The organism is Paraburkholderia sp. CHISQ3, assembly GCF_030464945.1.
In the GTDB taxonomy this organism is placed as follows: domain Bacteria; phylum Pseudomonadota; class Gammaproteobacteria; order Burkholderiales; family Burkholderiaceae; genus Paraburkholderia; species Paraburkholderia megapolitana.
In genome coordinates, this window is sequence record NZ_JALPRG010000001.1 from 723,274 (window position 1) to 737,616 (window position 14,343).

Annotated in this window: 11 protein-coding genes; 8 read left to right on the top strand and 3 right to left on the bottom strand. The window is 61.0% G+C overall.

Annotated features, from left to right (window positions below; translation table 11 throughout):
- Positions 1-81: 81 nt before the first annotated feature.
- Positions 82-1,374: an MFS transporter gene (locus tag M0D65_RS03225; protein WP_266251050.1), complete on the bottom strand. Its 1,293-nt coding sequence runs from the start codon at positions 1,372-1,374 to the stop codon at positions 82-84.
- A gap of 103 nt (positions 1,375-1,477) precedes the next feature.
- Between M0D65_RS03225 and M0D65_RS03230 the strand changes: the two genes are divergently transcribed.
- The 7 genes from M0D65_RS03230 to M0D65_RS03260 all read left to right on the top strand — a co-directional run bounded on the left by M0D65_RS03230 (position 1,478) and on the right by M0D65_RS03260 (position 10,261).
- Positions 1,478-2,368, top strand: coding sequence for a LysR family transcriptional regulator (locus M0D65_RS03230; protein WP_266251051.1), 891 nt, complete (start codon positions 1,478-1,480; stop codon positions 2,366-2,368).
- Positions 2,369-2,481: 113 nt separating this feature from the next.
- Positions 2,482-4,257 (top strand): phospholipase D-like domain-containing protein, encoded by a 1,776-nt coding sequence (locus M0D65_RS03235; protein WP_266251053.1) that lies wholly within the window; start codon positions 2,482-2,484, stop codon positions 4,255-4,257.
- 164 nt (positions 4,258-4,421) lie between these two features.
- A complete protein-coding gene (locus M0D65_RS03240) occupies positions 4,422-6,776 on the top strand; it encodes a TonB-dependent receptor (protein WP_266251055.1) in 2,355 nt (784 codons plus the stop codon).
- Between the two features lie 23 nt (positions 6,777-6,799).
- Positions 6,800-7,468: a MotA/TolQ/ExbB proton channel family protein gene (locus M0D65_RS03245; protein ID WP_266251056.1), complete on the top strand. Its 669-nt coding sequence runs from the start codon at positions 6,800-6,802 to the stop codon at positions 7,466-7,468.
- Positions 7,465-7,863, top strand: a complete 399-nt coding sequence (locus M0D65_RS03250) for a biopolymer transporter ExbD (protein ID WP_266251057.1) — start codon at positions 7,465-7,467, stop codon at positions 7,861-7,863. The genes M0D65_RS03245 and M0D65_RS03250 overlap by 4 nt, the downstream gene beginning before the upstream one ends.
- A 13-nt stretch (positions 7,864-7,876) precedes the next feature.
- The gene (locus tag M0D65_RS03255; protein ID WP_266251059.1) at positions 7,877-8,560 is read left to right on the top strand and encodes an energy transducer TonB; all 684 of its coding nucleotides are present in this window, start codon (positions 7,877-7,879) and stop codon (positions 8,558-8,560) included.
- Between the two features lie 576 nt (positions 8,561-9,136).
- Positions 9,137-10,261, top strand: a complete 1,125-nt coding sequence (locus M0D65_RS03260) for an SET domain-containing protein (protein ID WP_266251061.1) — start codon at positions 9,137-9,139, stop codon at positions 10,259-10,261.
- A gap of 31 nt (positions 10,262-10,292) precedes the next feature.
- Here M0D65_RS03260 and M0D65_RS03265 read toward each other — a convergent pair whose 3' ends face one another.
- Together M0D65_RS03265 and M0D65_RS03270 are read right to left on the bottom strand one after the other, a co-directional pair.
- Positions 10,293-11,966 (bottom strand): NAD(P)/FAD-dependent oxidoreductase, encoded by a 1,674-nt coding sequence (locus M0D65_RS03265; RefSeq protein WP_266251062.1) that lies wholly within the window; start codon positions 11,964-11,966, stop codon positions 10,293-10,295.
- Between the two features lie 50 nt (positions 11,967-12,016).
- A complete protein-coding gene (locus M0D65_RS03270) occupies positions 12,017-13,279 on the bottom strand; it encodes an MFS transporter (protein WP_266251063.1) in 1,263 nt (420 codons plus the stop codon).
- Positions 13,280-13,422: 143 nt separating this feature from the next.
- Between M0D65_RS03270 and M0D65_RS03275 the strand changes: the two genes are divergently transcribed.
- Complete coding sequence (locus M0D65_RS03275) at positions 13,423-14,337, top strand: LysR family transcriptional regulator (protein WP_266251064.1); 915 nt, start codon at positions 13,423-13,425, stop codon at positions 14,335-14,337.
- Positions 14,338-14,343 lie beyond the last annotated feature (6 nt).

The window sequence follows — 14,343 nt, forward strand, 5'->3', positions numbered from 1 at the left end:
GGCTGGGTATTTCGAAGAAAAACGTGACGATACTTTTGGACGGACAGCATCGCTCGCCCTGCGGCGAACGATGCTGCGTATTCAAGCGTGCGCCGTACTTGTCTTGCGCACCGCGACTGCGCGCGGAAACACCGGCAGCGCGATCAGCGCAAAGAGACTCGCGACTGCCCACACCACCGGCCACGACGTGATGGACAGCAACACCGGAATGGCGAGCGGGGTCAGGAACAGCATGATGAACACGCAGGTGTTGCCCATTGCGAGTGCGGTACCGGCGCGACTCGTGCCGGCAAGCGTCGCGAGTTCCGTGAACGCCACACCGTGCCATGCCGACGCGCATACGCCACCGGCCACGATCATCGCCGCGCACACCACGACCATCGCTGCATGCTGCATACCGACCGCGGCCGATATCAGCGCGAGCGCAGCAAACAACACCGCGGTAACGAGACTGCATGCCCGCATATAGGCACGCCGGTTGCCCTTGCGATCGGTCCAGCGGCCGCTCAGGACACGCGCGATCGCGGCGCCCGTCTGCACGGCCACCATCGTCGCGCTGATCGCGACGATGCTCGCATGACCGAAGTCGTGCAGAAAGACCGTCGCAAACGTGACGACCGCCAGTTGCGGCGCGCACAACATGCCAGCCGCAATCGCGACCCGCCATACGCCGATGTTACGCAGCGGCGAAGCCGACACGGCCGGTGCGGTGTCCACGCAGCGACGTTGCGTGGTGCGTGCGGCGTCGGTTGCGTCGGCGGCTGGGGGCTCGTGGAGCCAGTGCCATGCGAATCCGGCAGTTATCGCGCACAGGATCGCCAGCACACCAAACACCGCGCTAAAGCCGAGGTGCACGGCAAGCACCGGCAACACCAGCGCGCCGAGACCACCGCCGGCGGGCACCGCTGTCTGGCGGATGCTCATCGCGAGGCCGCGCTCGCCTTCGCGAAACCACGCCATCACGGCACGCCCGCTCGAACCGTTGACACTGCCGCCCAGCAGTCCGACCAGCAGCAACCACAGCGCCAGCGCGGACACGCCGGGTACCGATGCGCCAGGCACGACGAACAGCGCCATCGCGGCAAGCGCCAGCGCCGTTGCACCGAGCCCGAGCAGCAGCACGCGCCGGTCGCCCCAGCGGTCGGTCAGCATGCCCCACGGCAATTCGCTGATCGCGATACCGAGCCCGAGCATCCCCAGCACGAGACCGAGGCCGCCATTGCCGAGGTGATAGCCCGAGCGCAGAAACACCGCGGTGGTCGGAATGCCGGAAAACGCGGCCGAAAAGCTCGCGTTCGCGGCAAAACCCACGCCCAGCACCTTCCACCGATGATTGCCAGTAAGTGCGCCGGCCCTTGAGCGGTTCGATTCCATGACGATTGCCTCCTGTTTCGATGATCGATGGCGTTATCGTAGGGATGGACCAATCATCGGAAAAGCGGGAAAATAGGATACCTTCCATCGGATATTCCGAATCATGAGCCAGCGTGGATTCGATCTGAACCAGTTGCGGACCTTTGTCGCCGTGGCCGAGGCGGGCAGCGTGTCGGCGGGCGCCGAGCGGGTTTTTCTGTCGCAGTCGTCGGTGAGCGAGCAGCTCAAGAAGCTCGAGGAGCGCGCAGCCCAGCCGCTCTTCGTGCGCAGCAAGCAGGGCGTCACGGCCACCCCGGCGGGTGCGAAGCTGCTCGATCACGCGCGCCGCATTCTGGCGATGAGCGAGGCCGCGCTCGAAGACCTGCAAGGCCGCTCGCTCGACGGCGAACTGCGCATTGCGATCACCGACTACTACCGTCCGCACGACATCGCCCGTGTGCTGAAGGCTTTCTCCGAACAGCATCCGCGTCTGCGACTGCACGTGACGGTGATGCCGAGCGCGACCATCGACAGCAGCGCCGAAGACAACGCGACCTACGATATCGGTCTGTCGCTGCGGCTCCTTACGCCAGGTCGGGGACATGCGGCGGTCGGTGGTGCACACGCACGCAGCACGGTGGTCCGTCGCGAGAAGTTGTTGTGGGTCAGTGCGGCAGATACCGATCCGCGTGCGGTACGGCCCTACCCACTGGTCTTGCTGCCGTCGAGTTGCCAGTTGCAACGTTTCGTCGTGAAGCTGCTCGATGAACGCAAGGTGCCGTATCTGATTTCGCATTCGGCATCGGGGGTGGCCGGATTGCTGCTCGCGCTGAAAGCGGGACTGGGCATTTCCTGTCTGAACGAATCGTCGCTTGGCGCGGGTGTTGTGGCGTGTGCCGCGGGTAGCGGGTTGCCGGCGTTGCCGTCGGTGGAGTTTCATCTGCTGCCCGGGCGGCCTGGCGAAAGCGCACTGGTCACGAATGCACGCGATGCGTTGACGCGGCTTTTTAGTTGAGATCATCGGGCGGGGGTCTTTCACGATTAGCCATTCGGACGACCCCTCGCCGTCATCTTTTCAACAAGCAGCGCGGGCATACTTCACCCGATCGATAACGGCGGAGGTGAAGGATGAAGGTCAGCGTTCGGAGCTATGTTTCCCCGACACTCGTACTGCTTGCGTTCGACTGGCCCGAAGGCCATACGCGCAGCGACTTCCTCGGCTTTGCGATCCGGCGCACACCGGGATTCCTGAGCGTTGGCGGACATACGCGCGAAGCCAGCAGTTGGCTGCCGAACCGAGTGACCTTCGCGGGCCCCGCCGCCGACCCGCAACACGATGCGCCGACCACCGAAGCGCCGATCCAGAAATTCATGTGGTGGGATGCGCGTATCGATCCTCCAGACCGGCAAAAGACCTTCACCTACGATGTCTATCCGGTGGTGGGCACGCCGGCCGCACCGCAGCGGCTTGAGGGCGATGTCGGCCATTGTTCGGTGACGCTGCCCGCGCATATCGAGGACGGCATCGGTACGTGGTTCAATCGCGCAGTGGTGAGTTCGCAGGCATTCGCGCACCAGGTGGCGGCGATGCGAATTGGTAAGGGCGACGTGCCGTCGGCGGAACAAGCGCTGCGTCTGCGCACCTGGCTCGCGAACGATCTCGAGCAGGTGTTCGAAATCGTCTTTGCCGGTGCAGCGCGGGCGGCATCGGCGGTATATCACCTGACCGACACGCTATGGGCGCGTCCCGCGTTCGAGGCATTCGGCAACGCGCACGGCAAGGATGCGCTTGCGGTGGTGTACGACGCACATCGGGTCGAGATGAAGGGCAAGCCATCGGAGCCGTCGCCGAACCAGCCCGCTATCGATGCGCTGCGCGACATCGCGCGTTGTCTGCCGCGCGACAAGACGCACATCATGCACGACAAGTTCATCGTCGCCGGCGATGCGCACGCGGGCACGGCGCCCTCACGCGTGCTGACCGGCTCCGCCAACTTCACCACCGAAGGCATTACCGAACAGGCGAACGTGCTGCATCTGTTCGAATCACCGCAGCTGGCGCAGTTCTATAGCGATCGCGCCGCAGCGCTGTCGAGCAACCCGACGATCGCAGCCACCGCACAACTCACGCCGGGATGGTCGGACAGTGTGACCGTGGGAAGCGCAAAGGTACGCGTCTGCTATTCGCCCGAGCCGAAGGACCGGCGCACGCAGATCGACACGATCGTGGACGCGATCGGTCGCGCGAAACACTCGGTCATGTTCTGCCTGTTCATGCCGACAGACGCGCCGTTGCGCGATGCGTGCTTCAGTGCCGGCGACCGCGACCTGATGATGTTCGGGCTCGTCAATCACATCAGCGCTACATCCGCCGTTGCGGCCGAGGCTGCGCAGCGCGACGGCAAGATCGTCGGCACGACGCAACTGGCGAACCTGGAGCTGTATCACCGCAGCCGCGACGAACGCGACGTCATCGACGCAAACTACTTTTCACCTGCTACCGCGCCGGAGGGTTTCACGCCGGAAATGCAGGTGTTTCCCGGTGAGAAAGCGCCATCGTACGCACCGGTCATCGTTCATCACAAGTTTCTCGTGATCGACGCGGAAGGCACCGATCCGGTCGTGTATTCGGGCTCGGCCAACATGAGCCAGAACTCGGAACACTACAACGACGAAAACCTGCTGGAGATTCGCGACAAGCGGATCGCCGGTATCTATCTCGCGGAATTTCTGCGTTTGTATGAGCACTACCGGGCACGCGCAATCGCCATCGAAGAACAACGCCAACACGGCACGCGCGAACGGCTGATCCTGCAGCCGGACAATCGCTGGTCGGCGAAATATTTTGTCGACGGCAGCCCGGAAGCCAAGGCGCGTGTCGCACTCGCGAACGAGGCTGGATAGCGGAAATAGCTGCCATCATTTCGATTGCAACGCGTAATTGTTATGTTATAACATCTTGTAAAAATTTCGTTCGACCTCGTTTCATGACATCGCGATGAGCCGCCCGGGCATCGCGCTGCCGTCGCACGCCCGCATTTTCTTTCCACCCGCTCCGAACCAGAAAAATGAACCATCGCACGTTGATTGCGCGCGCCAGCATGCTGCTGTTCGCTCAGGCACTTTCCGCTCATGTTTTCGCCGCCGGCACCCCCGCCGAACTCGCTGGGACCGTCACAGATGCGCAAGGACACGGCGTTGCCAATGCACAGGTATCGATTCAGGATGCCAGTGGGAATACAGTCGGCCATACGAAAACCGGCAGCGACGGTCGCTTCGGTCTACCTGGTGTCGGAGCCGGTACTTACTCGGCAACTATCGATGCAAAGGGCTTCAGCAGTACGACCAGCATCGCGACAGTCGAAGCCGGGCACGCGCCCCATCCGCTGAACGTGGTGCTGAAACAGGACGCCACGCTCGACGTCACCGTCAACGCGCAGCGTCTCGATCGTGCGCGCAACGGCTTGCTGCCGGAAATCGGTGCCAGTGTGTACCGGATCACGCAGGCCGACATCGCGACGCTGCCGCAGGGCGCTAACACGCCGCTCAACCAGGTGCTGCTGCAGGCACCCGGTGTCGCCAACGATTCCTACGGCCAGCTTCATGTGCGCGGCGACCACGCGGACCTGCAATACCGGATCAATGGCATTGTCGTGCCGGAGCCGATCAGCGGTTTCGGCCAGTCATTCGATACGCGCATCGTCGACCAGGTGAGCCTGATTACCGGCGCGTTGCCGGCACAGTACGGCTATCGCACCGCCGGCGTCGTCGACATTCGCACGAAATCCGGCGACACCGGCAACGGCGGATCGATCGATGTCTACGGCGGCAGTCGCCAGACGTTGAAGACCAGCGCCGACGTCTTCGGTTCGCAGGGACCGTTCAGCTACTACTTCACGGGCTCGCTCGGCGTGAACAACCTTGGTATCGAATCGCCAACCGCCGATGGCAGTCCGCCGCACGATCACACGCGACAAGGCAACGGATTCGGCTACATGTCGTACCTGATCAATCCGCTCACACGCGTAAGCCTGATGTTCGGCACCGCGAGCAACCAGTTCCAGATTCCGAATACGCCGAACCTGCCGACTCAATTCACACTGGACGGCCGCACGTTGTTCAATTCAGCCGATCTCAACGAGACCCAGTCGGAGCTGAACAACTTCGCGGTGCTGGCATTGCAAGGCACGAACGGCGGCGCACTCGACTATCAGGTCGCGCTCTTCACACGGTACACGCGGACCCAGTTCAATCCCGATCCGATCGGCGATCTGATGTTCAATGGCGTCGCATCGAAGGACTTCCACAGCAATCGCGCGAACGGCGTGCAGGCGGATACGACCTGGCGTCTGAACGATACGCACACGGTGCGCGCGGGGCTCATGTTCCAGCAGGAACACGCCGTGTTCGACGACAGCGTCTCTGTCTTCGCTACGAATGCCGACGGCGGTCAGTTATCCGACGTGCCGTTCACGATCAACGATTCGAGCCACAAGACCGGCTACCTGTATAGCGCCTACGTGCAGGACGAGTGGAAGCTGACAAGCCAGCTCACGTTGAACTACGGGCTGCGCTACGACCGTATGGACGAATACGTGCAGGCGAGCCAGTTGAGCCCACGAATCGGGCTTGTGTACCAGCCGACCAATGCGACCACGATCCATGCGGGCTACTCGCGCTATTTCACGCCGCCCGCGTTCGAACTCGTGTCGAATTCGACGGTGAGCCTGTTCAACGGTACGACGAACCAGAGCCCGACGTCGCAGAACAACCCGGTCAAGCCCGAACGCAGTCACTATTTCGACATCGGCGTCACGCAGCGGCTCACGCCTGCCTTGACCGTTGGGCTCGATGCGTACTACAAAAAAGCATCGGACCTGCTCGACGAAGGGCAATTCGGATCAGCGCTGATCTACACGCCGTTCAACTATCAGTACGGTCACGTGTACGGGCTCGAATTCACCACGAGCTACCGCCAGGACAACGTCTCCGCGTATCTGAACATCGCGTATAGCCGAGCGCAGGGCAAGAACATCGAGTCGGCGCAGTTCAACTTCGGGCAGGACGAACTCAACTTCATCGCGAGTAACTCCGTCTTTCTCGATCACGATCAGCGCGTGACGGCGTCGTTCGGCGGCTCGTACACGCTTGGCCAGACTACGTTGACCGCTGACGGCATTGTCGGCAGCGGACTGCGCAGCGGCTTTGCGAATACCGACAAGCTCCCTTGGTATGCGCAGATCAATCTCGGCGTGATCCAGCACCTCAATGAACCGTACATCGGCAAAGTCGATGCCCGTCTCGTGCTTGTGAACGCATTCGGGCGTGTGTACCAGTTGCGCGACGGCTCCGGCATCGGCGTCGGCGCACCGCAGTACGGTCCGCAGCGCGCGATCTATGCGGGCATCACGAAACACTTCTGACGCATCGCGCGCAAGGACTGACGATGAATGACTGGACAAGTCTCGCCGATGCGTTGCGCCTCGGCGGCTGGGTGATCTATCCGTTGACGCTGCTCGCCGTGCTTGCACTCGCGATCGTGCTCGACCGTGCATACGCGCTGTGGCGTTTCGCGCGCATGCCTGAATCGAACCTGGCGGGAGACGTTGAGAACCATGCGGGCTACGCGCGCCTCGCCAGCATCCACGAGGCACTGCCGCAGCAGCACGCACTACGTCGCATCGGCCGGCTGTTCGATGGCCGTGCGCCGCTCTGGCAAATCGAAGCGCGGCTTCAGACCGCTGCCACCGCGATAGAACGCGACATGAGCCGCGGCCTCTGGCTGCTCGAAACGATCGTCACGGCTGCGCCGCTGCTGGGGCTGCTCGGGACGATCGTCGGCATGATGCATTCGTTCCGGTTGATCGGTGGCGACGGCCTCGTCAATCCCGCCGGTGTTTCGGGCGGCGTCGCACAGGCGCTGATCGCGACCGCGATCGGCCTCGTCATCGCACTGCTCGCATTGTTCGCGTTCAACTATCTGTCGCGCCGCATCGACCGGCTGATGGACGAGCTCGAATCGTTTTCGAACGAGTGCCTCGGCGAAATGCGTCTCGTGGAGGAGCGCAACGCCGATGTCCATCTGGCGGGACAACCGGGCTCGGCGCGGTCATGAAGCTGCGTCGCACGCGCGCATCAAAGCGCGGTCGCATCGAGATCATTCCGATGATCGACGTGATGTTCTTCCTGCTTGCGACGTTCATGCTGACATCGCTGGCGATGCAGCGGCTCGACGCCGTGCGCGTCGATCTGCCGCAAGGCCGGGCGCAACAGATGTCCGCGGACGGACCGCTGACGCTCGCCGTCACGCGCACCAACCAGATCTACATCAACCGTCAACCGGTGCGGCTCGATCAGGTGACGCAGGCGGTCGCGAAGCTGCTGCAGCGCGACGGCAACGTTATCGTCGCCGCCGACGACGCCGCATCGCACGGCATCGTCGTGCAAGCGATGCTGGCCGCGCGTCAGGCAGGTGCCGAGCATTTCCTTGTCGCTGTGCATCGTGAATAGCGGTATACGGTACATGCTCGCGACGATGGACCGATCGGGCGCACGTTTTGCAGGCGCGTTCGTCGTTGCGGCAATCGTGTGGACGTTGCTGCTGATGCGGATCGGTGGATGGCTCGGCGACGACGCGAAATCCGTCACGCCGCCGCCCGCGCTGCAAATGCAACTGGTCGAACTACCGCCGGCTCCATCGCCATCGCCTGCACCGTCTCCCGTTGAATCGCCGCCCCATACGACCGCGCCCCACCCATCGCAGCCTGCAGTACGCGAGCGTGCGGTGGCACATCGTTCGCGGACGGAGGCGCCTGCGGAGCCTGCCCCAGCGCCCGCGGCCGCAGCCGCAGCCACTGAGGCACCCACAGCACATGCACCCAGCGCCGCTCCAACCCAACCCATCGCCGCTGCCGCCACCGATACTCCGAAACCAACCGGTTTCGCCGAAGCACGCCTGCTATCGCAACCGTTGCCCGAACTACCCGACGATCTGCGCGAAGTCGCCTATCAGACAGTAGCTATTGCGCGCTTCGCAGTTCACGTCGACGGCACCTGCGATGTGGAGTTGATCAAGCCGACACAGAATCCACGCCTCAATCAGATTCTGCTCGAAGCACTACACAACTGGCGCTTCTTCCCTGCGCTAGACAACGGACATCCGGTCGAAAGTCGTCGCGACGTGCGGGTGCATTTCAACGTGCAGTGATCGTGCGGGTACGGGCTTTGATAAACCCGCGTAGCGATCTTCCAGAATTCCAGAGTCCGGCCGTTCGCTCAAAGCAGTGCCCGACGACCAGACCCTGCACTCGCAGGAACGCATGCACCTGGTCGCAGTTCGCCGAGGGCGCGCAGGTTCCCGATGCCCGTGACGCCGAAAGGTGAGAATGTCCGATCTGGCATCGTGGGCGTTTTCCGCATGTCAGGCACGTGAAAGATTCGCACCATTGCTAGATGGCCCGGACGCTGGCGCATACGGTCGCCCCGCTGACGCGGGCTCATCCACGGTCATCAATGTCAAGGATAGACAGCAGGCGAGTTAGGCCCGCAGCCGACATGGCGAATCGAAACACAATCGGAAATTCTTTGCCGGTTTGCGAAGCTCACCTGGTGGCTCGCCAATCTGCGCGTTACTCTCTCGATGGAATCGCTAGATTCACGTCACATCTCCTGGCTGAGCTTCGCCGCTCAAGCGCGACAATCTGGAGATAAAACCGATCGGTAGCGATTTTCCGGGTAACGTTGCGTCAATGCTCGACCCGGAATATCGCTGCGGAGAATGCCCATGTCGACACCCACCTCATCTCCGATAACGAACGCTCGCGCCCTCGACCCAGACCTCACCGGGCTGGCGGAAACCGTCGCGCGATATCGCTCCGCCGATGATCAGATACATGCGCTAGAGGCGCAGGTACTACGGCAATTTGCGGCAATCCATAAGACGCGCGACGTAACGGCGAAAAAGGACGCATTCTGGTCGATGACCCGCGAGATGCTTCAGCAAAGTCAGCGGCTCATCTCTCAGGAGAGTTGGGCGGTACTCAATACGCTCGGCGGAAGCGACCTCTTCTGGAACCCGACTTGGCCCTGGGTTGAGAAGGCGAGCAGCGAGATCGGACCTCCGTCGTTTGCCAGCCCCGAAGATTGCGATCCCGCGGTGCGTGCAAGGCACGAACTGCGCCTGTTTAACCTGGTACTGGCCACGGTGGACCACGTCTTGTGGAGCATCGCGCCCAACGAGTTCACCGACCCAAGGCGCAGTTACGATGTCGAGCTGGACGGAGCCTATCCGTTCCGCTGGCTCGATGGCGAGCAGGCTGCGGTGACGATCGATGTCGATCCCGCTAACGATCTGAGTCAGGCTCAATCCGATCGGATCAAACCCTACGTCGATCCGGCGTCGTCCAACGCGGATCGCGCGAGTTTGTATGCCGGGAATCTCTATTGCCGGCCAATCATCGAAAGCGATTTGCTTCAGCCGCAGGAACGCGCACTGGTCGGTCAATGGGGCGTGTTTGCCACACACCGCATCGCCGAAGGCACTTGCATAGGCGTCTATGGCGGTACGTTGCTGGACAGCGAGAGCCTGATCATGCTGTCGGATAAACGCTATCTCGCGAAGGTGACCGCTCCCGGTGGACCCGACTATTTCGTGAATGGGGAAAATATCCTGAGCCTCATGAACACGATGCTGCTGTTCGACGACACAGGACGAGCTGTCGCCCAGGATACCCGGCCTCATAACGTGCATGCGCAGTCGTTCAGGTGCCAGACAGCGAACGGGATACCGCTTTCGCTCGTCGCTTTCTTCGCAGCGAATGAGATCGAAGCGGATGAGGAGCTCCGATGGAACTACGGATACGACGACGTCGCGCTGATCAGACACGGGCTACGTGACGTGGCTGCCTGACAACTTCGTTTGCGAAGTGCTTAATCCGACGTCAAACCGCGACCAGCTTTTCGATCCCGACTTTGGGTGCCTCTACCTCGCCAAACACGAACCCCTCAAAATCTCGCGCCAGAACGCCATCGCAGAAAGCCATATACGAGTCGAAACCTTCGGGATCCAGCAACACCACGCGCGGCTTACCTGGCACGTTGGCACCGACGTACCATGAGTTGCCGCGATGAATCAGCGACCCTTCCGCGATGGCAAGAATCCGTGTGGTCCATGCAGCCTGGGCCGCGTGGGTCGGCTCGACGACCGGTCTGCGAGCACGCCGCGCGCGTTCGACGAGCTTCGCGACCAGGTCGACCTGGTGCTCGTCGCACGGAATCGCACTACTCAACGATGCGGTACTGCCAGGACCTGCGATATTGAACAGATTCGGAAAATCGGCGCTCATTAAACCCAGATACGTCTGCGGTCCTTCGTGCCATGCGGTTCGCAAAGACTGACCGTGCCGGCCGCGAATATCGATGTTCAGCAAGGCCCCGGTCACCGCATCGAATCCCGTTGCAAACACGATCATGTCGAGTTCGATTTCGACACCGCCTACGACGATGCCGCGTTCCGTCATCGCTTCGATCGGCCCTTCCCGAAGATCGACGAGCGAGACGTTGTCGCGATTGAAGGTTTCGAAGTAGCCGCTATCTGCACACAGGCGCTTGGCGAGGATCGGATGATCGCGCGGAACAAGTTTGTCCGCGATGGCGGGATCGTTGATCTTCTCGCGAATCTTCGCGCGCACGAATTCCGATAACGTGGCGTTAGCTTCATCGTTCGTCAGTAGATCGCTGTAGGACGTGTAGTAACACAGCCCGCCCGCTTCCCAGCGCGCTTCATACTCACGCTGACGCTCGTCGGCCGACACCGACAGCGCCGAGCACCGAAGCGGCTGCCGGGGCTCGCCGCCCACGCAGACGAAACCGCCAAACGAGCGCCACTCCATGTCGCGCAATGCCGCGTAGTTCGCTTTCATGTGCTTCTCATACGCGGCATCCATCGGGCGATTTCGAAGCGGAATGCTGTAGTTCGGCGTGCGCTGGAAAACCGTCAGGTGGCTGGCCGATTGAGCGACGACTGGAACCAGCTGGATCGCCGACGAGCCGGTACCAATCACGCCAACCCGTTTGCCGGCAAACTCGACCGCCTCATGTGGCCAGCGCGACGTAAAGTGGCTCTCGCCTGCGAAGCGCCCATATCCGGGGATGTCGGGTACCTTCGGCGCAGACAGGCAACCGGTCGCCATGACACAGAAGCATGCCTGGAATGTTTCTCCCGTCTGTGTCCCGACCGTCCATTCAGCACGTGCTTCGTCAAATACGACTGAATCGATACGCGTATCGAGCTGGATGTGTTCATGGAGCCCGAAGCGTTGCGCGACATGATCGAGGTAGCGCAGCAGTTCAGGTTGCGAAGCGTAGCGTTCCGACCATTGCCATTCCTGCTGAAGTTCGTCTGAGAACGAGTACGAGTACTCCAAGCTCTCGATGTCCACACGAGCGCCCGGGTAGCGGTTCCAATACCAGGTTCCACCGATACCGCCGGCCGCATCGAACAGGCGCACGGTCAATCCGGCTTTCATGGCGCGATATAGCATGTACAGACCGGCAACACCCGCTCCAACGATGACCATGTCGTAGCGTTGTTCTTCCTTGGCGATAGTCAGCATGTTGATCCTTCAATGTTGAGAGACGAGCGGCACGTCGCAACCGCCCAAGGTCAGTCGTAGACGCGCGTACCGACACGCACGGTCGGCCTCGACCACTTGCGGCCGTACGCCATCATCATCAGGAAACTGAGAATGAAGCTGACACCACCCACCGTCAGCAGGCCGAGTTCGCCGAGTACGGGCAACAGGTTGGTCAGGAAGCCCGTCACTACCCATGCAATCGCCATCACCGATCCGGCGACGCCGAGTGCCCAACCTTGCCGCTCGACGGCGACAGCGTCCGAGTAAGCGGTGTACATCGTCGTGTAAGCGACCATGTCGAAGCAGCCCACCACCATGCCGAGCGCCCACAGCATGCCTTCGTGTGGCAGCAGCGCCGAGAGAATCTGTCCGATGCCGGCAATCAGCAGCCCGGTCTTCGCGATTTCGACGACGCCCCACACCTTCAACATCAGCCGGACGACGACCATCAGCCCGAATACAAAGCAGATACCAATCAGGCCGCTGAACAGGCCCAGTTGCGAACTGGTGTACTGGAACCGGGTTTGCAGCACCAGCATGATGGTCTGCAGATAGAGGCCGTAGCCGACCTGCATCAGGAAGAACACGACGGAGAGAAACGCCACACGATGGTGCTTGCCCGCTTCGTAGATGATGCGCAGCGGCAGCAACAGATCAATGCGGGCACCGCCTTTGGGTGCGACGGCGTCGCGATAGAACCAGAAGGTCCAGAGGCCGCACACGACCGACAGCGCGGCGACGAGCAGAAACGGTGTACCGTAGTTGAAGAACGGCGCGATGGTCCGATCCGAGGTCACACCACCGAGCACCGGCCCGACGATGACGCCCGCACTGAACGCGATTGACATGATGCTCATGTTGTACGCCTTGGTCTCCGGCGTACTCACATCGGTAATGGCCGCTTGCGCGATGCCCTGGCATCCGGCCATCAAGCCACTCAGACCACGTCCGATGAGAAGGAGCGCGATGCTCGGCATCAACGCGCCCACCGCCATCAACAGATAGCTGAGCGCCAGACCGAATACACACAGCAGCAGGATTTTCCGGCGCCCATATCCGTCAGACAGTTCGCCCATCAGCGACGAACCAAAGAACATGCACAGTGGATAGACGCCATATCCGAGTCCGAGGTAGAAATTGCGCAGATGTTGATTGGCGTCTGCGCTGATAATTCCTGAGTGAGGATCGGAGAAAATGGCGGCCATGATCGGATAGACCAGACCGAATCCCATTGCATCGATCGCGATCGCGAGCAGGCATGGGCCTAATGATTTCAGATTTAATTTCGACATGCGGGACCTCTACCGATTGAACTTGGTGCCCACAGTAGCCGACGGTCTCACTTGAGAGTAGATTCGCGCTTTCAATCTCAGCTATCAGAGATACTGATGAATGACAGGTTCGTTACGATGCTCAAGAGCCCACTGGGAAAATCATGGATTTGCTAGCCGCAATGCGTATTTTTGTGCGGGTTGTCGAGCGAGGTAATCTATCGCGAGCCGCGAAAGATCTTGGTCTGGGCCAACCCGCCGTCAGCGACCGGATAGAGCGCCTTGAGCGGCATCTCGGCGTCAAGCTCCTGCTGCGAAGTACACGTGCCCTATCCTGCACGGACGAAGGCTCGCTTTTCTATCAAAAGAGCAAGGTCGTTCTTGACGCGGCCGACGAGGCGCAAGCGGCTGTGACAGTCGGCAATAAGATCGTTAGGGGACGAATACGGATTGCAGCGCCTCATGGGCTCGGGGATGTCGTTTTACCCGACATCATTGCGATCATTCGGGATCAAAACCCTGAACTGCATATCGATTTAATACTGAACGACGAGGTAACCGATCCGGTCACGGAAGGAGTGGATATATCGCTGCGTCTCGGTCAAATGGGAGATGGAAATTTTGTGGCGCGGCGTCTCGGTCATATCCGCCGTGTTCTCGTGGCCTCTCCGGAATATGTTGAGAAGCACAGTCTGCCCAAAGAACCAACCGAGCTGGTTGGACATCCCTTTATTCGCGTTGCTGGACTCTTCGGCGATGGACAACTCCATCTCCTGAATCGACACAAGGCAGCACGACCGACTCCTATCAATATCGTCGCTTCAGTCAGCCATTGGGGTCCGGTGTATCAGCTACTGCTCAACGGTGTCGGGATTGGGGTGCTTCAGGAAATCGTATGTCTCGACGCACTGAAGACCGGGAAGCTAATCAGGTTGTTGCCGAACTATCTTGTCCCCGGATTTGACTTGCATGCGCTACTTCCTGTCGCACGACCCGTTCCCACGAAGACACAACTTGTCGTGAAGATGCTGGAGGAACATTTGCCGCAGACAGTCACCGCCGAGCCGGCGTCAGCATAGGCAAAG